Genomic DNA, 18,279 nt, shown 5'->3' on the forward strand with positions numbered 1-18,279 from the left:
AATAAATACAAGATGAACACATGGGCATAAAAAAACACCTCTACACGATTAAAAACTCACTTCCCGTGCGAGGTTGATTACTTTGATTATTTACTTTGCAGTGCCATGTTGACACATAAGCCAAAATCAATAAGGGCGACCATACTTCTCCATCCAATTTTAGACCATACTACATTTTTAACATACATTAAAGACTAATCCACTTCTTCCTATGCTTTTTAGTAAAAAATCCGCCCATTTTTTATCTTTGGGCGGATTTTGGTTTTATAAAAGTGCCGTAATTTTTTGCGCCGTTTTTATTCCATTACCCATACAATCAGGTATCTCAACACCATAATAAGAGCACCCTGCTAGAAAGTCTCCAGGATATGCTTCAGTTAGCTTCTCTTCAAGTGCTGAGACATTTTTAGGATGGGTGATTAAGTAGTTAGGCATGCTTTCTGACCATTTCGTTACCTCACTTACAACAGGATTTAGTTGCAGATTTAAACTTTTGCTGATATCACTCAGCGCCACTTGAAGCAGATCCTCCTCGCTCATCCCAATTAATTCCTGATAGGCAGGGTGACTGCTTTTATAAAAAAGCCTTATAAGTAAATTTCCTTTTTTCGAGGTGTGTTCCCATTTACAAATAAATAAGAATCATCCCATACAGCCCAATCACGATTCGTGCGAAACAAAATATCCTTTTCTGAATCAAGTTCATTATGTAATCTTTCCACATTTTTCATCGTTTGGCTCTCATCTAATGTAATCGAATCATTATAGAGAAAAGGGGAGGCAATCAAAAGAAGAAGTCCTAAGAACAAAAACATAGAAGTTCCGATTACAAGAAGTGCTTTTACTCTAAGATTCATAAAAATCCCTTTCCTCTCTTTGTATTCCCCTGATGCTTCTTAGAAATCGAATAGTAATAAAAATACATTTATTCCATACAAAAGAACTATAGATATAGGCATTATACCAATATAAATAACTAGAATCGCAGGAAATTAATAGCAATTATAAAGTTTAATCTCACCGTCACATATTCTTCCTTTTTTCATTTTGGAAATATTTTAAAAAATCCTTTAAAATAAGAAATATAGACTTTTATTTATCCCACTCTTAACGGACAGTAAGACTCCCACTTCAAGATTCTGTGAATACGAAGAGGATAAGTGGGAGATCAACTGTCCGTAAAGGTCCGATAAGTGAAATAAGATTTTTCTTTGGGCTTCAGCCCTTAGAAAAATCAATCAGGCTCTGCGTGGCTAACCATCTGTGGGGGATGAATGAAAACCCCCACTGATGGAAGTTTCACTTTATCATCCAAGATTTACTGCAGGGACATTCCTACTAATTTAAGGAGGCAGTAATATGAAAAATTTATTTGACCAAATCATTTCCTTAGGAATCGGAGCAGCCGTCGCAAGCAAGGAACAAATTGAAAAGATTGTCGATGAACTTGTGGCAAAAGGAGAATTAAACAAAAATGAGTCAAAAGAGATGATAGAAAAATTAATTGAAAAAGGCGAAACAGCAAAGAAAGATCTTGATGATTTGGTTAAAACTAAGGTTCAGCAAGCATTGAAAGAATGGGATCTTGTCACAATGGAAGAATATCACGAATTGGAAAAAAGAATTGCCGCATTAGAGGAAAAGAGCGAATAACGTAAAGTAGCTGGAGGGGAGGTCTGATCATGTTTAAGAAACGAATGAAGCATGCCCACCGCTATCAAGAAATTGTTCGTGCTTTTCTCCGCAATGGTTTTGGTTACCTGATTAAAGACTTAGGACTAACTGAAGCCCTCTCCCTTTCTTTTAAAAAGGATACTGCCACATCTGATGTATCTCAAAGAACTTTAGGGGAAAGAGTCCGAATTGTGTTGCAGGAATTAGGTACTACTTTTATCAAGCTTGGGCAAATCGCTAGTACAAGAATGGATATCTTTCCAGAAAACATAATTAAAGAGCTGGAAAAATTACAGGATCATGTCCCCCCCTTCCCATCATCTGAAGTCAATCGAATTCTTGAGGAGGAACTTGGAGGAAGCATTGATACAATTTTTGCTGAATTTCACGAAACACCAACAGCTTCCGCTTCTATTGGTCAAGTCCATTTTGCCCGTCTTCATACAGGAGAGCATGTTGCCGTAAAAATCCAACGCCCTCATATCCAAAAAGTAATCGAAACCGATTTGGAAATACTAGAAGACATTGCCCGTTTAATGGATACTCAGCTAGATTGGGCAAAAAACTACCATATTCGCGATATTGTCGAGGAGTTTTCGAAATCCTTAAGAGCGGAATTAGATTATAGTATTGAAGGAAGAAATGCAGAAAAGATTGCCAATCAATTCAAAAACGACTCCACTGTCCATATTCCAACCATTTATTGGGATTATTCCACTAAAAAGGTTCTGACCATGGAATATATTGAAGGAATCAAAATTAATAATCTCGATTTATTACTTGAAAACGGCTATAATCGAAAATCCATTGCTGAAAAATTCACCCAGTGCTTATTGCATCAAATCTTGGTGGAGGGATTTTTCCACGGTGACCCTCATCCTGGCAATGTCATCATCATGCCTGGTGAAATAATAGGTCTCATGGATTTTGGCATGGTTGGACATTTGAGTCAAGAAATGAAGCTGCAATTTGTTTCTCTCATTATTTCTCTAAAACGTGGAAATAGCGATGGGATTGTCAATGTTCTCTTAAAAATGGGATTATTTCCTGAAGACGTTGACCTTACGCTACTTAAATTAGATGTTGAGAGCATTATGAATAAATATTATGATCTCCCATTAAGTCAGCTCCACCTTGGGAATGTCATTCAAGAGCTTTTTTCGATTGCATCGCAATATCATATCCAAGTTCCTGCTGAGTTCACGATGCTCGGCAAATCCTTAATGACCCTTGAAGGACTTGTGGAATTTTTAGATCCTGATTGTAATATTATGAGCATTGCCGAACCATTTGCCGCAAAATTATTGAAGGAGCGCTATCAGCCTTTGAAGCTGATAGAATCAGCTTGGGATCAACTTAAAGAATACACAGATATATTAGCCAGCCTTCCAAAAAGCATCAAAGATTTAACCACCACCGTCCAAAAAGGAAAATTGCATTTCAATATCTCTGCTCCGGAACTTCATATCTTACTAAAAAGATTAGATAAAATAAGCAACCGATTATCCTTTAGCATTGTCCTTTTAGCCTTTAGCATTATCATGGTCGGATTGATCATCGGTTCCTCTATCGGCAGACAAAACACCATTCTATGGGATTTCCCCATCATTGAAGTAGGAGCGGTCGTCGCTACCTTAATGTTTCTTTGGCTCTTAATCTCTATCTTTCGGTCAGGGAAATTTTAAATTAAGAAAAAGAAAACTGCTCCATTTATTTGACTTAAATCACTTTAAATGGGAGCAGCTTTTTTATGTAGTTGGCTGAGAGGATTTAGGAAGTAGGGTTTTGACTTTATAAAGTGAAACTTCCATCAGTGGGGGTTTTCGACGCACAGGACGTGCTAGTGCAGACGTAGCGATTGACGTCGTGCTTTTAGTTTGCCATTCATTCCCACTGATGGTTAGTCACGCAAAGCCTGATTGATTTTTCTAAGGGCTGAAGCCCAAAGAAAAATCTTATTTCACTTATCACGCTCAAGGGAAGCCACATCCTGTGGCTTCGCCTGACTAGGACCTTAATCCCTCGTCGGACCTTTACGGACAGTTGATCTCCCACTTATCTTCTTCGTATTCTCAGAATCTTGAAGTGGGAGTCTTACTGTCCGTTAAGAGTGGGATAAAAGTGATAGTTGATTGGGGAAAGTTAATTAGAGTTAGGATTTTAGCTTATTTATTTTGATTGGGAACGGAGATTTAGCGATTACTCTTTAAAGAGGCGTATATCTGCTTATGAAAGACACTTTTGCTTGTCTCTTCCTCAAAAATGTCGTTCATCCCCTTCATGAACGACACTTTCGCCAGCTTCTTTCTTAAATATTTTTTTCAGCAACATCTTTATGTGCTAAATTCAAGCACTCGCTTTTCACCCAATCAAGGAGATCCAATGGCATGACTCCATAATGAGAGAGCACCTTTGCCTGCTCCTCTCCTGCTCTTGCATGAAGATAGCTTGCCACAATTAGCGCATCAACTGGGGCTGCTCCTTGTGCAAGAAATGAGGTAATTAGACCTGTAAGGACATCACCGCTTCCACCCTTTCCAAGCGCATCGTGACCATATGGGTTAATGTACACCTCTCCGTCAGGGGTGGCAATAATTGAACGGTGACCTTTCAATAAGAGAAATATCCCGAAGGTCTTTGCAAATTCCCGAGCGATTTCCAAACGTTCTTCTTCAACCTCTTTTACTGAGAGATTTAATAAATGAGCCATTTCACCTGGATGTGGAGTAAAGATGATTGCCCCACTATATCCCTTTAGCTTTTCTAAATCATTTCGGAGCAAGTACAGCGCATCAGCATCGACGACAAGCGATTGATTGGAAAGAGCCTGAACAAGGCTTAAGATCCATTTCCCGCCACCTTGGAACCTGCTCATTCCTGGTCCAATCGCAACACAATCAAATTGAGAAAGGTTCGGTTCCAACTGTTCCACCGCCTTTTCTGAAAAATGCCCATTCTTTTCTGACAAAGGCAGGAATAATGATTCTGGATTTTGCGTTGCAGCCATAGGATATATACCCTCTGGGATCGCTAGTGTTACTAAGCCTGCTCCACTATTTAGTACAGCTTTAGCTGCATATAACGGAGCCCCGACATATGACCTCGAACCTCCTACCACAAGAGCATGCCCAAAGGTTCCTTTATGACCATTCCGAGGTCTTTTTGGCAATAAAGATTTAACCAACTCACCTGTTACAAGCTGTGGTAACTGAAATCCTAATTGTTTAACAATGGAAGGAGGTACTGAAATATCCACTGCCTTCCATTTTCCGATATAGTTCGGACCATCATTGAAAAAGAAACCTTTTTTAGGAAAAACAAAAGTAACCGTGTTCGTAGCTTTGATGGCTTCCCCTTCCACCTTTCCATTATCACTGGAAACACCAGATGGAATATCGACCGCGATAATTTGCTTTTCTTTTAAATCGTTTACAAGGGAGATAACTTGATGAAATGGTTCACGGACAGCACCTTTTACTCCCGTTCCTAAAATCGCATCAACGATGATGTCGGAATGAATTAATTTAGTTTTTAAATCATCGAGCGTATGCTCTTGGAGATAAAATACTGGTAACCCTCTATTTAGATAAACATCTAAATGACATTTGGCGTCTCCCTTAATACCTTTTGGATTAACTAACAAACATAAAAGCGGATCCCAGCCAAGATCAAATAATCTTCGGGCAATCACAAAACCATCACCACCGTTATTGCCCCCTCCGGCAAGAACCATTACCTTCTTTTTTTGACCTTTAGCGTATGAAAGAATTTCCTCCACAACCCTTGCTCCCGCATTCTCCATTAAAACGACACCAGGTAGTCCAAGACGATCCATCGTATACCGATCCATTTGCTGCATTTCCTTCTGCCCTGCGACAAACATTTTCCGTCCCTCCCTGAAATACTTATATATCTTTATTATAAGAGATTTCCAATTAAGGTGTTAGCCACTCCATTGAATAATCAAGAGAGGTGAATAAAATGAACTTTTAGTATTCCCATAATGCTTTTATCCTTTTAAAATAAAATCCCTATCCAGAATGATCAAAAAGAACAATTTTACAAGAAGTCCGTTGGAAGCTGATATAATAGTTATTATTAGTATTCTGGGGGTGTAATAATGATTAAAATTATCACAGATAGCTCTGCAGATTTACCAAAAGATATCATAGAACGCTATGATTTGACGATTGTCCCTTTAACGATAACAATAGATAATCAACACTATTTAGAAAAAGTAGACTTAACAGCAGAGGAATTCTACGAAAAGATGTTTGCAGCTCATGATCTTCCCAAAACATCTCAGCCCTCACCTGCAGCTTTCGCAGATGCCTTTTCAAAATTTGATCCAGATACCGAAATCCTTTGCCTGACAATTTCCTCTGGGCTTAGCGGAACCTATCAATCTGCTTGTCTTGCAAAAGAATTGACAGATGCAAAGGTGACAGTCTTCGATACTTTAGCCGGTTCCTTAGGACATGGCATGCAAATTATTCGCGCAGCTGAACTTGCTAACCAAAGAAATTCCATAGAAGAAATTATCATTGAATTGGAAAAATATCGGCAAAAAATGAATATTTTGGTCCTGTTAAGCACATTAGAAAATATTGTTAAAGGTGGTCGTCTCAGTCGATTTCAAGGTTCATTAGCAAAAATATTAAATATTAAGGTGATTTTGGACCGTGTAGAAGGTGGAAAAGTAGAAATCTTAGAAAGAGTTCGGGGAAAAAAGAAATTTTTCAACCGTGTACTTGAAATCATTGAAGAACGGGGTACTGATTTTTCGAAAATGACCTTTGGCATTACTCACACAGGGAATGTGGAGGATGCGGAATCAATGAAGACTGAATTAATGCGTCGTTTTCAGCCAAAAGCCATCCTCATCAATTATATGGGTGCGACTATGGGCACCTATGCCGGCAGAGATGGGATGATTATCTCTTTCTAATCGATTCGGTACGAGATGTAGTTGGATACCTCGTACCGATCAATAGAGTTTCCTATGCCCCCTTGATGCCTGTGTCACTAAATTTAAGACATGTTTGTAAAATTTGTAGATTCGCCCTTTCATTCATTTGAATGGACTCTTGATAGTCTGGAAGAAGTGAATCCAAAGGAGATAAGTGAATTTCCCCGCAAATATCGACTCCCTCAGTCTCTTTTTTACTGATAATATCTTCTAGATAATGGATAAGAGTTAAAGTATCCATTCTTCCTTGGTCCCAATTAGTGACGACCTCTTTGGCATTTAACACATCCTTATCAATACTTATGTAGACATTTTCAGATTGAATTGCAGAAAGAATCTTTTTTTTAGAATCGTTATGGTGTATATCGAACGGAAAGATTGATACGCGTGGAATCTTGAGTTGATGCGGCATGATCGTAGTTGGCCCTATTATGACAACCTTTTCTAAAAAGGGAATATTCGCTAAAGCATGTGAAACCCATGAGCCACAAGAAATGAGCATTTGATCCTCCTGTTGATCATTTCCAAGGTCAGGATGATTATCAAATAAGATTAGCGTAAAAGGATGTTGAATCTCTTTTAGCAATAAATAGGTAACATAGTGGTAGTTTCCGCTTCCGATAAAGGTAATCCCTTTTTGTCTTCGCGTATTTAAGGATCCTTCAATTGTTTCCAAAGAAGCTTTTTCACAGTAAAGATCGACATGCTCCACTTGTCTAAAATCCATATTTTCATGTCGAATGGCCTGAAGCTTTTTCTGAGCAAAATACGTTTCATCAAAATGAATAATGGACATCTCCTGTTTCAATAATCCCATAATATCATTCATCTCCTATCAATCATTTAAGGGATTTTTCGAAGATTACGAGAATCATCATTGTGAAAACATCATGTTAGACGCCAAACTCATACTACTTGATTTTCCAGTAAAGGGAAAAATAGTATTTTCATAATATTATACCATTACCATCTCCATTACGCTTGATTGATTATCTTAAAAATATTGTGAACTATTGACTATTATCTTGATTTTACCATTCCCTTTTGAAGTAGGGTTTCCAGCTTCTCTGTAAAAAAAGTAGATCCTACTATCAGAATTCCTCCAATGATTTGGATTAAGCTCATACTCTCTTTAAAGAAAAGCGACGCTAAAACGACAGCGGAAATCGGATCGATATAGCTTAAAATAGCAAGAGTTTGCCCTTTTAATTCCTTGACTGCAGCAAAATACAAGAAATATGCAATCCCTGTATGAACAACGCCAATAATCAGAATAAGAAAAATAGAGCTTGTGCCGACACCTGAGAAATCCATATGGTCCTTAAAATAGACGTAAGGTAAAAGCACAATGGTTGCAATCAATAATTGGACAACGGTCGTTTCAAAGCCCGATAAATTTTTGATAAATTTATTCATCAAAATCACGCTCGCATATAACCCCGCGGCGAGTAAGCCATACATTATTCCGATCCCATGATGATATACTCCTCCCGCGCTTGTTCCTCCATTGTTGACGATGAGGAATAAACCAAGCATAGCGGCTACCACACTCACAATTTTTACAGGAGTTAATTTTTCCTTTAAAATAATAGGCGAAAGCATCATCACAAAAACGGGCGCAAAATAATAGCTTATTGTGGAATTGGAGATGGTTGTATATTGATAGGATTCAAAGAGAAAGATCCAATTGAACCCAATAGCTGCACCTGACAAAAATAAGAGCCAAAAATTTTCCTTTGTTGCCTGAATGGAAAGCTTTTGCTTAACAAAAAAACTTGCCACGATAAGAAATAGACTCCCAATAGCTCCCCTTAAAAGAGCGACCTCACTTGAAGACAGATTTATCTGTTTTACAAAAATTCCAATGCTGCCGAAAATCAGCATAGCCGTAATTAATTGAACCTTCCCTTTCACCTTAATCCCCCAGATCAAAATTTCATTTTCTTACTATCATAACAAAAACAAAGTGACTGTAAATCATTTAAATTTGAAAGAATGAATAAAAACAAACATATCAAGGAGAATAGATTAAATGAAACTTCCTTCAGTGGGGGTTTTTGACGCACAGGACGTGAAGTGTGCAAACTTATGTGCTGACGTCGCGCTTTTAGTCTGCCATTCATCCCCCACTGATGGTTAGTCACGCAAAGCCTGATTGATTTTTCTAAGGGCTGAAGCCCAAAGAAAAATCTTATTTCACTTATCACGCTCAAGGGACGCCACATCCTGTGGCTTCGCCTGACTAGGACCTTAATCCCTCGTCGGACCTTTACGGACAGTTGATCTCCCACTTATCTTCTTTGTATTCTCAGAATCTTGAAGTGGGAGTCAAAATGTCCGTTAAGAGTGGGATAAAATTGAGGGTAATATCTCACAATCGCTTGCGTTGTTCTAAGGTAATAATAGTGGTATTTTGAATATATCCAATTTGAATTTTCGAGTTCAGGTTTGAGAGGAGCTAACAAAATTGGCAAATACTCATGTTTTTTCTAAGGAAGAGGAATTGGCTAACAGTATTACTCATGGAATTGGAGTGGGCTTAAGTATCGCAGCTCTAGTGCTGCTCATCATCTTTGCAGCTCTTTACGGGACAGCTTGGCATGTCGTAAGTTTTACTATTTTTGGAGTAACGATGGTGATTCTCTATACCTCCTCAACATTGCTTCATAGCTTACCAGCTGGAAAAGCAAAGGATTTATTCGAGATTTTTGACCATTCTTCCATTTATTTTTTCATCGCCGGTTCCTACACTCCCTTTGTATTATTAGTCATTAAGGGGGCTTTGGGATGGACTCTCTTCGGAATTATTTGGGGTCTTGCGATTGCGGGAACGGTGTTTAAATGCTTTTTTGTCAAAAAATATTTGTTTACCTCAACCTTTTTATATGTTGTCATGGGCTGGTTGATTGTCATCGCCTGGAAACCGCTCATCCATAATCTTTCCTCTCAGGGATTATTATATCTCGTGGTTGGTGGAATCTTATATACAATTGGTGCTATTTTCTATGTATGGCCGGCATTTAAATATCACCACGCGGTCTGGCATGTATTTGTTATGGCTGGAAGCGCCGCTCATTTTCTTTGTGTTATACTCTTTCTTTTACCGCGTTAAAAAAGGGTCGTCTTGAAGTAACGGGTTCCGTTAACTATCGCAAACATTAAAAATGTAAGGCAAAAAGGCCTTCAAATTGCATGGTAATCTGTAGGGCTATTTTTGTTGATATAAGGGGATTTCGATCATTTTTTTTGGAGAATTTGTTGGGCAATTTGTATATGAAAATGTAGGAGTACAATATCCAGTGTACCGCAGCAAAATACACGACATCTTTACTTGCAAATGGATATACAGAAAAATATTGTTTTTTTAAATTTAAGGTTAGCTTCTGTTAGAACTGAATATTGATTTTACTGTGTATGAAAAATAAAGGATAAAATTCCGTCTAAATTGGGAAATATCCATATTTCCTTAAAAATAAGGGGAGTTTTTCCGTTTACATGATCCAAATCTTTGTATTTTGTCTTATTTAGAGCAGTTAATCGGAATATCTCCGCTTATATCTGCTTCTTAAGCTTCCTCTCTATACATTAGCCGGAAATTCTCCGCCTATGTATTCTCATACCTACACGAAATCGATAAGGAGAAGGCGAAAATGGTTTGTAAACTTCTTAATAAGCATAATTCGCAATCCGAAAAATTAGCCATTAAAAGCAGAAATAGCAAAGGTATAAACCCTTGCTATTTCTAATGTTTTTTAATTTCTCTAGCCTTACCATTTGTCCTACATTTTCTAGTGCAAAAAGGATTACATTTTGGTTTGCATTTTCCTGTGTAAATTGACGTTTTGCGATAGTTACGGAACCCGTTAGACTTGAAGGACCATTTTAGAATGATTTTTACCTAAACTAAAAACCCAAGAAAGTTGAAAAAACAACATTCTTGGGTTTTACTTGTTAACATCTACGAGCTTAAGAAACTACTTTTTGGACAGTTCCTTTTAAAATAGCATCATTCCGATCAAGCCGCTAACTATCCCGACTACTACCACAGATGTCATCACAAAAAATATCACTTTTCTTGGAAATGACTTTGCAACCATGATCAAGGATGGAAGACTTACTGCAGGTAAGGTTACTAATAATGCCGCTGCCGGCCCTCCGCCAAGACCTAATGACATAAAGGTTTGGATGATAGGAATTTCCGCAGCTGTTGGAATTACAAAAAGCATTCCTGTTATTGCAAATAGAATAATAGCCATAAGACTATTCGATGCAGAAACACTTAATTGCGGGAACAGCCAAACACGTCCCAACCCTAGAAGTAAAACCGAAATCACATAAGCGGGTACAATGTAAAGAATCATCGTTCCTAAACTTTTCAACCATCTTCCGAAAAAATGACCCTCTGGCCTGATCTCCGCTATCATTTGCTCCACTTCAACTGCTTGAGGATTCTTCACAAGTTTGTTGGCAAAATAGCTTACGCCAAAAGTCAAAATCAACCCCATAAGCAAACGAAGCAAAGTAAATTTCCATGATAGGACAAAGCCCATAAAAATAAGTGTGGCAGGGTTAATCATGGGATTTCCGATCCAAAATGCAAGGGCTGCTCCAACGGATACTTGTTTTTTACGAAGGCCAACTGCCACTGGAGCTGCACAACAGGTACACATCATTCCAGGGACCGCGGCCATTCCGGCAATCGCGGTGCTGCCAAATGATGTTTTTCCAAGTAATCTTAATAACCATTGTGTCGGCAATAACACTTGCAGCAAGGATCCAAGTAAGATGCCAAGGATTGCAGCTTTCCATACGGAATTAAAATAAACGAGTGTATAATCCAAAGCTGCATGCCACGAAAAAGTGACATCAGATAAATCCCCCAAGATGGATGGTCCAATCGAATGAGTACTAGCAGCTAATAGCGATTTGTTATAATATGGCCACCACTTGACATACAATAGGCCAACAGCGGCAATAAGCATAAATAATGCAATCAACCAAATCGAATTTTTTGAATGTGGTTTTTGAATTGTTATATCATGCTGTATCATGGTGCCCTCCTATATCATTTTCATTTCAAGACATTCTATTATACCATAGTTTATAGAACCTATTTTCATTTATTTTTTAATGAAATTTGCTTTGTTAAATATCAGGAAGGAATTTCACTTCTACCTTATAATGTCTTATAATAAGTAAGTGATAACTTGAATAGAAAGGTTGTTTCTCATGAAAGAGACAAGTCAAATAAAACTTACTTCCTTATCATCTAAAGGAGGCTGCGGTTGTAAAATTGGGCCGGCAGATTTAGCACAGGTATTAAGAAATTTGCCACAAGCAACTCCTGACCCTAATTTATTAGTCGGCTTAGATACTAGTGACGATGCAGGAGTTTATCGATTAACCGATGACTTAGCGATTGTGCAGACAGTTGACTTTTTCACGCCAATAGTAGATGATCCTTATGCTTTTGGGCAGGTTGCTGCTGCGAATGCGATTAGTGATATTTATGCGATGGGTGGTAAGCCTTTAACCGCCTTGAATATTGTCGCTTTTCCGATTTCAACATTAGATAAGGCCATTCTCACGGAAATATTGCGAGGCGCTGGGGATAAATTAAAAGAAGCTGGAGTTACGCTTGTTGGTGGTCATTCTATCGATGATAAAGAACCAAAATTCGGACTAGCCGTTACTGGAACCGTCCATCCTGAAAGGGTGCGAACCAATGCAGGTGCAAAACCAGGAGACAAGCTTATTTTGACAAAACCAATCGGTGTTGGAATTTCAACAACAGCCATTAAGCATGATCGATTGACAGAAGAAGAAATTACAGGTGTAACAAAGGTAATGTCCACTTTAAACAAAATTGCATCAGAAACCATGGCATCATTTGATGTTCACTCTTGTACAGATGTAACAGGATTCGGCTTGTTAGGACATGCCTCTGAAATGGCTAAAGGAAGCCACACTGGACTTAAAATATATAACAATCAAGTTCCAAAGCTCCCTCGTTTACGAGAACTAGCCGAAGCAGGCTCAGTACCTGGTGGAACTAAGAATAACTTTGCTCATTTACAAGGGGATGTAACCTTCCCTGATTCGCTGGACCAAATTGATCAGTGGATTCTATGTGATGCCGTGACTTCAGGTGGTCTTCTCATTTCCATTTCAGACAATGAGGCCAATCAGCTACTTACAGATTTACAAAATGCGGGTGTTCCGGCAGCCATTATTGGTGAAGTGACTGAAGAAAATCAAGGCCATATTATAGTCCTTTAAATTAAAGCAGAGTGACAAAAAAATCGGCTCAATAGCCGATTTTTTCAATTATTTTTCTTCAAAGTTATGTCGATATTATTTTTATAGAAAGGCGGCGGCATCATGTTTCAAGATATTTCAGTTGAAGACCTAGTCACATTAAAAGATCGTGGTGAAATAACCATGATCGATGTAAGATCTCCTTCCGAATTCAAGAATGCGACCATTCCTGGCAGTCTAAACATCCCCTTCTTTAATGATGAGGAACGGGCAGAAATTGGAACGATTTATAAACAAGTGAGTACACTAGCAGCAAAAGAACGAGGACTGGAGATTATTTCAGCGAAATTACCTGACTTTGTTAAAGAATTCTCTAAGATACAAGGAAAAAAAGCGGTTTTTTGTTGGCGTGGAGGAATGCGAAGCCGTACTACTGCTACTCTTCTTGATTTAATGGGAATTAAAATTTTTCGTTTAGAAGGCGGTTATCGGAATTATCGTCATTGGGTTGTCCAACAATTAGAATCATATGAATTAAAACAAGAAGTATTCGTTTTAAATGGAAATACAGGAACCGGAAAGACAATCATCCTCCGTCGCTTAAAAGAAGAAGGCTTTCCTGTCATTGATCTTGAAGGGCTTTCTAACCATCGCGGCTCCATTTTTGGCCAAATTGGTTTACAACCAAATAATCAAAAAACCTTTGATTCCTTGCTCGTGGAAGACCTTAAGTTCTATCAATCCTCTTCCTATATTCTATTCGAGGGTGAGAGCAGCCGTATTGGAAAAGTAGTACTCCCCTCTTTTCTCATGAAAAAAAAGGAACAAGGAGTACAATTGTTTTTAGAATTACCGATTGAGGAAAGAATTACACATATTTTAGACGATTATGAACCATGGAATCATAAGCAAGAATGTATCGATTCTTTTAATCGAATTAAAAAACGAATTCATACACCGATTGCAAAGGAAATTGAGACGGAATTAGAGGCTGAGAATTTTTCATCTGCCGTCGGATTATTACTTGAGTATTATTATGATCCTTTATATGAGCACTCAACAAATCAATATCCTGAAAATCAAAAAATGACCATTAAGGCAAGGAATGTAGATGAGGCAATAAAAATCATTAAAGATTATCTTGGAGTAAGGAAAAAGTAAATGACGTAACCAGATTTATCATTAATTTCATTAAATAAATCTGGTTTATTTTTCCATATCATTTGTATATTCATGGGTCTTAGAGATTTCTCTGGCCTTTTGTTTATGTTTCTGTTTATTCTCATACATCAATGAATCAATTTGTTTTTGAAATTCCTCAACTGTCATATGGGATTGGTCATCATATATCGTATATCCCATACTAAATTGAAGATTAAAGGGCTGGCTTCCATATTTATTGTATCTTTCAATACTATTTTTGATTTTTGATACAATGCCTTCTAATTCCATTCGGTTCTCGACATCCAGCACAATACAAAACTCATCTCCACCGAATCTTGCAATAAAATCCTCTGGCTTCAAGCAGCTGCTAAACAAATCGGCTGATATCTGCAAGGCTTTATCCCCCATGTCATGACCATAGGTATCATTAATCGATTTAAAATCGTTTAAATCAACCATAATGGCGGCGAACCGTTTATTTCGCCCACTTTTACTGATCTTTCCCTTTAAATATAGTTCAAACCTCTTCCGATTATAGACTCCTGTTAAATAATCAATATATATATTCCGATTTTGAATGTTCAAAAAAGCAATCAATAAAGATAAAACAACACTATTCAAGATAAAGGAAATGCCATAAAACACAATCTGCAAAATAATACTGATTAACGGCGGAATCCCAAAAAATACAAGAGCACAATATGATTTCTTGTCTATTCTCCTACGATTTACCGTAACTAAGATAAAAGAAATAAGGAGTAACAAGATAATAATAGAAGCTGAAAGTAAAAACAGCGGCCCCCGATGATAAATATTATGTGAATCGACATAGTAATACCAACCATTAAATAGGGTTAAAGTCGCCATCCCAGCATTAAGGACATTTAGAACTAATAAAGGATAACACAGCCTTTTTGTCTTTCTTTCATCCTGAAACACCTGGTAGTGAACATACAATAGCCATAATGAAGGTAATATGAGATTGAGCAGGAAAATCAAAAAATTGCCAGAGTTATCGATAACATAATAAATCTCCCCTGGATTCCCATCTAATCGACTACCAATATCTAAGAGTAATAGCAGAATGGTGGTGATCACTATACTCAAAAACAACTTAAATTCTATTGAATCCCTCTCAGTTTGCTTGAAAGAATGAAAGCAGATTATGATGAGTAACAAAATAGAATAAATATCTAAAACCAAATTATTAACAAAATTCATTTTGCTACATCCTCCATAAAGCTTTTTTTACCCCAAAAATAAAGATAGCAATGATTTATTTCCATTCCCATTTCTTATTTCCCAATACTATTACTTGACTAAATATTATATCACTATTTTCAAACGAAAGTCCCATCTATCAATGAAGAATTGATGGATAATTTACAGAGAAATGGATAATTTCTACTTATAATGTCCTATATAAATATGATATTTTTGAATGCAATAAATATTTTTTAATAAAATTACTAGTTTTGAAACAATATTCTTGAATTATTCTAAAAAAGGTCTTATTATTTTATTATAATGATATGAATTATTCACAAAATGTTTACATTGGGGAGTGTAAACAAAATAGTTAACGTTTTCATTGTGAATAAAGGAGAAAAAAGGGTCCGATAAAATGGATCAAAGGGAATTAAGCTATTTCAGTACTAGGGGAAATTTTTTAAAAAGTTCAATGATGGATGTTTTGGGGAGAATGTCTGTCATTGAACATGAATTCACTACAAAACAAAGGGGTATTTTTATGAATTACAAAAACATTACAGTAGCAGGAAGCGGCGTTTTAGGCAGTCAAATTGCCTACCAAACTGCTTTTAAGGGGTTCTATGTATCCGTTTACGACATTAATGATGAAGCCTTAGATCGGGCAAAAGAGAGAATCACAAAATTAAAACTTCGTTATCAAGAAGATTTAGGAGCAACAGAGGAAGAAGTGAATGCCGCTTTCAATCGCATGTCATTCAATAGCGATCTTGCAAAGACAGTAGCAAAAGCTGACCTAGTGATTGAGGCTATTCCAGAAGTTGTGGCAATCAAAACGGATTTTTATAAAGAGTTAGGCAAAGTGGCTCCTAAGCAAACTATTTTTGCAACAAACTCTTCTACTCTATTGCCAAGCCAATTCGCCTTAGCAACAGGACGTCCGGAAAAATTCTTGGCTCTTCACTTCGCCAATGAAATTTGGTTAAATAACACAGCCGAAGTGATGAAGCATCCTGGAACAGATATGGAAGTATTTGATGAAGTGATTACATTCGCAAAAGCAATTGGAATGGTGGCTTTACCTTTACAGAAGGAACAACCCGGCTATATTTTAAATTCGCTTCTTGTTCCTTTCTTAGAAGCCGCACAAATCCTTTTACTTAACGGGATTTCAGACCCAGAAACCATTGATAAAACATGGATGATCGCCACCGGAGCACCAAAAGGGCCATTCGCAATCTTAGATGTTGTAGGAATTACAACCGCTTATAATATTGCAAGCGCTAAAGCACAAGCTGGCATCCAAGGTTTTGATAAATTAGCCAATTTATTAAAAACTGAATACATCGATAAAGGAAAAATCGGAAACGGTGTGGGAGAAGGGTTCTATAAGTATCCAGATCCATATTATTTGGATCCTGAGTTTTTGGTTGGTTAAAATCTAAATTGTCTCACATTAATAATGGAGGGGTTGCTTTGATAAAAGCAGCCCTTTCTCTTTTTTAGCCAAGTATAATAAACAATCTGAATTGTAGGCTCCTATTTGTGTTGTGCAAATAGGAAAAGCATGATTGTGAAACCTAAATGAAACTCCGATTAATATGTAAAGTATTTTACCTTATCTTTTTAGGCAATAACTATGATTATCCATTTCTTTAAATTCGCAATTTTTAGATCCATATTTATATGGTTATTTTCTTATCGGTCATTCAAATATAATAAACCTAATTTCCCGTTGTTGAAAATGGATAATTAGGTTTTTGTTCTTATTAAGTTTGTTTTAGATCTGACATTAATCAATTAATAAACAGACTTCTATTATCAATAATATTTACTATAATATTAATGATTTTAATTTTTTTGTTGGAATTATTTAATTTTATTATTTACATCTTTATTTTATAGATATATAATCAAATCAAATGAAAGAAAGGAATTTCAAAATGGCTTATAAAGTGATCACTAATTGTCCTGTCTGCAACAATACTTTGAAAATTACGAAGTTGAAGTGCTCTCATTGTCACACTACGATTGAAAATGAATTTGAATTTTCTAAACTCGCATCATTATCAAAGGACCAGCTTCATTTTGTGGAAGTGTTTTTAACGTGTAGGGGAAATATCAAAGAGGTTGAAAAGGAACTGGGGATCTCGTATCCGACTGTTCGGGGCAAACTGACAGACATAATTTCATCCCTTGGATATGTGCAGAAGAAGAAAAATGAAGTAGACGAGAACAAGATTGTCACCATGTTGGAAAATGGCGAAATCACTCCAGAAGAAGCCATTAAACTATTAAAAGATGAATAAGGAGGAATTTACCATGAAAGAGGAAATCGCAAGAGTGTTAGCAATGGTGCAAGAAGGGAAAATTGATGCAGATAAAGGATCAGAATTGATCCAAGTATTAACAGAGAAAGGAGAAACAAATAGTTTGCAACTAGAAAAGCCAAATAAGTATTTAGATAAAACATTAAAAATTCGTGTTGTATCCGCTGAAAATGATAACGTCACGGTCAATTTGCCCATAAAACTTGTCAAAGTAGTATTAATGACTGGTCACAGCATTGCTGCGAGCATCCCTCAATCGGAAAAATATGTAAAGGATATTGACATAGACCTCATTATTGAAGCAATCGAAAATGAATTGGACGGGCAAATTGTGGATGTTAAGTCCGCAAACGGAGACACCGTTTCTGTCTTCATTGAATAGTGATTAGCTCATGATGCATATAAAAGTGAAAGCAAAAGACGTTCGATTCACCATCCCTATTCCATATGCTTTTTTAGACATTGGTATTTCAATTTTATCTTCAAAAATTTTTCAACAGCATGCAAATAAATGGGCAAAAAAGTATTTTGAAAGAAAAAAACTGGACTTTACCCTTCCACTAATAGACAAAAAAACGCTTAAACCAATCATCGAGGAACTGAAAAATCATAAAGGGGTCCTAATGGTAGATGTCAAAGCTAATGACGATACAGAGGTTAAGGTTAGACTCTAAT

Annotated in this window: 17 protein-coding genes; 10 read left to right on the plus strand and 7 right to left on the minus strand. The window is 36.9% G+C overall.

Annotated elements, in window-relative coordinates:
- Positions 1-264 precede the first annotated feature (264 nt).
- Positions 265-633: an FAD-dependent oxidoreductase gene (locus ACE38V_RS17125; protein ID WP_375843244.1), complete on the minus strand. Its 369-nt coding sequence runs from the start codon at positions 631-633 to the stop codon at positions 265-267.
- Positions 588-857 (minus strand): hypothetical protein, encoded by a 270-nt coding sequence (locus tag ACE38V_RS17130; RefSeq protein ID WP_375843115.1) that lies wholly within the window; start codon positions 855-857, stop codon positions 588-590. Before ACE38V_RS17130 ends, ACE38V_RS17125 begins: the two co-directional genes overlap by 46 nt.
- 502 nt (positions 858-1,359) lie before the next feature.
- On the opposite strand from ACE38V_RS17130, the gene ACE38V_RS17135 reads away from it, so the two are divergent.
- Together ACE38V_RS17135 and ACE38V_RS17140 are read left to right on the plus strand one after the other, a co-directional pair.
- Positions 1,360-1,653, plus strand: coding sequence for a phasin family protein (locus ACE38V_RS17135; protein ID WP_375843117.1), 294 nt, complete (start codon positions 1,360-1,362; stop codon positions 1,651-1,653).
- Between the two features lie 29 nt (positions 1,654-1,682).
- On the plus strand, positions 1,683-3,359 hold the full coding sequence (locus ACE38V_RS17140; protein ID WP_375843119.1) for an ABC1 kinase family protein: 1,677 nt from the start codon (positions 1,683-1,685) through the stop codon (positions 3,357-3,359).
- A gap of 623 nt (positions 3,360-3,982) precedes the next feature.
- Here the strand turns inward: ACE38V_RS17140 and ACE38V_RS17145 are convergent.
- Entirely contained in the window at positions 3,983-5,557 is a 1,575-nt protein-coding gene (locus tag ACE38V_RS17145) for an NAD(P)H-hydrate dehydratase (RefSeq protein ID WP_375843120.1), read from the minus strand.
- A gap of 237 nt (positions 5,558-5,794) precedes the next feature.
- Between ACE38V_RS17145 and ACE38V_RS17150 the strand changes: the two genes are divergently transcribed.
- Positions 5,795-6,622: a DegV family protein gene (locus tag ACE38V_RS17150; protein ID WP_375843122.1), complete on the plus strand. Its 828-nt coding sequence runs from the start codon at positions 5,795-5,797 to the stop codon at positions 6,620-6,622.
- Between the two features lie 52 nt (positions 6,623-6,674).
- On the opposite strand, the gene ACE38V_RS17155 is transcribed toward ACE38V_RS17150, so the two are convergent.
- The gene (locus ACE38V_RS17155; protein ID WP_375843124.1) at positions 6,675-7,460 is read right to left on the minus strand and encodes an arginase family protein; all 786 of its coding nucleotides are present in this window, start codon (positions 7,458-7,460) and stop codon (positions 6,675-6,677) included.
- 203 nt (positions 7,461-7,663) lie between these two features.
- Positions 7,664-8,557 carry a DMT family transporter gene (locus tag ACE38V_RS17160; RefSeq protein ID WP_375843126.1) on the minus strand — a complete coding sequence of 298 codons (894 nt, stop codon included), beginning with the start codon at positions 8,555-8,557 and terminating at the stop codon, positions 7,664-7,666.
- Positions 8,558-9,110: 553 nt separating this feature from the next.
- Here ACE38V_RS17160 and trhA point away from each other — a divergent pair.
- Positions 9,111-9,755 (plus strand): PAQR family membrane homeostasis protein TrhA, encoded by a 645-nt coding sequence (gene trhA / locus ACE38V_RS17165; protein WP_375843127.1) that lies wholly within the window; start codon positions 9,111-9,113, stop codon positions 9,753-9,755.
- An 883-nt stretch (positions 9,756-10,638) separates the two neighbouring features.
- Here trhA and ACE38V_RS17170 read toward each other — a convergent pair.
- On the minus strand, positions 10,639-11,694 hold the full coding sequence (locus tag ACE38V_RS17170; protein WP_375843129.1) for a permease: 1,056 nt from the start codon (positions 11,692-11,694) through the stop codon (positions 10,639-10,641).
- Between the two features lie 178 nt (positions 11,695-11,872).
- Between ACE38V_RS17170 and selD the strand changes: the two genes are divergently transcribed.
- Together selD and mnmH are read left to right on the plus strand one after the other, a co-directional pair.
- Complete coding sequence (selD, locus tag ACE38V_RS17175; RefSeq protein ID WP_375843131.1) at positions 11,873-12,922, plus strand: selenide, water dikinase SelD; 1,050 nt, start codon at positions 11,873-11,875, stop codon at positions 12,920-12,922.
- A 102-nt stretch (positions 12,923-13,024) separates the two neighbouring features.
- On the plus strand, positions 13,025-14,062 hold the full coding sequence (gene mnmH / locus ACE38V_RS17180) for a tRNA 2-selenouridine(34) synthase MnmH (protein ID WP_375843133.1): 1,038 nt from the start codon (positions 13,025-13,027) through the stop codon (positions 14,060-14,062).
- Positions 14,063-14,107: 45 nt separating this feature from the next.
- Here mnmH and ACE38V_RS17185 read toward each other — a convergent pair whose 3' ends face one another.
- Positions 14,108-15,286, minus strand: coding sequence for a GGDEF domain-containing protein (locus ACE38V_RS17185; protein ID WP_375843135.1), 1,179 nt, complete (start codon positions 15,284-15,286; stop codon positions 14,108-14,110).
- Positions 15,287-15,815: 529 nt separating this feature from the next.
- Here ACE38V_RS17185 and ACE38V_RS17190 point away from each other — a divergent pair.
- The 4 genes from ACE38V_RS17190 to ACE38V_RS17205 all read left to right on the plus strand — a co-directional run bounded on the left by ACE38V_RS17190 (position 15,816) and on the right by ACE38V_RS17205 (position 18,278).
- A complete protein-coding gene (locus ACE38V_RS17190) occupies positions 15,816-16,712 on the plus strand; it encodes a 3-hydroxyacyl-CoA dehydrogenase (RefSeq protein ID WP_375843137.1) in 897 nt (298 codons plus the stop codon).
- Between the two features lie 505 nt (positions 16,713-17,217).
- Complete coding sequence (locus tag ACE38V_RS17195) at positions 17,218-17,583, plus strand: DUF2089 domain-containing protein (RefSeq protein ID WP_375843139.1); 366 nt, start codon at positions 17,218-17,220, stop codon at positions 17,581-17,583.
- A gap of 13 nt (positions 17,584-17,596) precedes the next feature.
- Entirely contained in the window at positions 17,597-17,986 is a 390-nt protein-coding gene (locus tag ACE38V_RS17200) for an SHOCT-like domain-containing protein (protein ID WP_375843141.1), read from the plus strand.
- A 10-nt stretch (positions 17,987-17,996) separates the two neighbouring features.
- The gene (locus ACE38V_RS17205; protein ID WP_375843142.1) at positions 17,997-18,278 is read left to right on the plus strand and encodes a hypothetical protein; all 282 of its coding nucleotides are present in this window, start codon (positions 17,997-17,999) and stop codon (positions 18,276-18,278) included.
- Position 18,279: the final 1 nt, after the last annotated feature.

This window comes from Cytobacillus sp. Hz8 (assembly GCF_042263505.1).
Classification (GTDB): Bacteria; Bacillota; Bacilli; order Bacillales; family Cytobacillaceae; genus Bacillus_BE.

Coding starts and splice junctions, on each gene's coding strand:
- ACE38V_RS17130 (WP_375843115.1), bottom strand. CDS start 857: ATGAATCTTAGAGTAAAAGCACTTCTTGTAATCGGAACTTCTATGTTT.
- ACE38V_RS17135 (WP_375843117.1), top strand. CDS start 1,360: ATGAAAAATTTATTTGACCAAATCATTTCCTTAGGAATCGGAGCAGCC.
- ACE38V_RS17140 (WP_375843119.1), top strand. CDS start 1,683: ATGTTTAAGAAACGAATGAAGCATGCCCACCGCTATCAAGAAATTGTT.
- ACE38V_RS17145 (WP_375843120.1), bottom strand. CDS start 5,557: ATGTTTGTCGCAGGGCAGAAGGAAATGCAGCAAATGGATCGGTATACG.
- ACE38V_RS17150 (WP_375843122.1), top strand. CDS start 5,795: ATGATTAAAATTATCACAGATAGCTCTGCAGATTTACCAAAAGATATC.
- ACE38V_RS17155 (WP_375843124.1), bottom strand. CDS start 7,460: ATGGGATTATTGAAACAGGAGATGTCCATTATTCATTTTGATGAAACG.
- ACE38V_RS17170 (WP_375843129.1), bottom strand. CDS start 11,694: ATGATACAGCATGATATAACAATTCAAAAACCACATTCAAAAAATTCG.
- selD (WP_375843131.1), top strand. CDS start 11,873: ATGAAAGAGACAAGTCAAATAAAACTTACTTCCTTATCATCTAAAGGA.
- mnmH (WP_375843133.1), top strand. CDS start 13,025: ATGTTTCAAGATATTTCAGTTGAAGACCTAGTCACATTAAAAGATCGT.
- ACE38V_RS17185 (WP_375843135.1), bottom strand. CDS start 15,286: ATGAATTTTGTTAATAATTTGGTTTTAGATATTTATTCTATTTTGTTA.
- ACE38V_RS17190 (WP_375843137.1), top strand. CDS start 15,816: ATGAATTACAAAAACATTACAGTAGCAGGAAGCGGCGTTTTAGGCAGT.
- ACE38V_RS17195 (WP_375843139.1), top strand. CDS start 17,218: ATGGCTTATAAAGTGATCACTAATTGTCCTGTCTGCAACAATACTTTG.
- ACE38V_RS17200 (WP_375843141.1), top strand. CDS start 17,597: ATGAAAGAGGAAATCGCAAGAGTGTTAGCAATGGTGCAAGAAGGGAAA.
- ACE38V_RS17205 (WP_375843142.1), top strand. CDS start 17,997: ATGATGCATATAAAAGTGAAAGCAAAAGACGTTCGATTCACCATCCCT.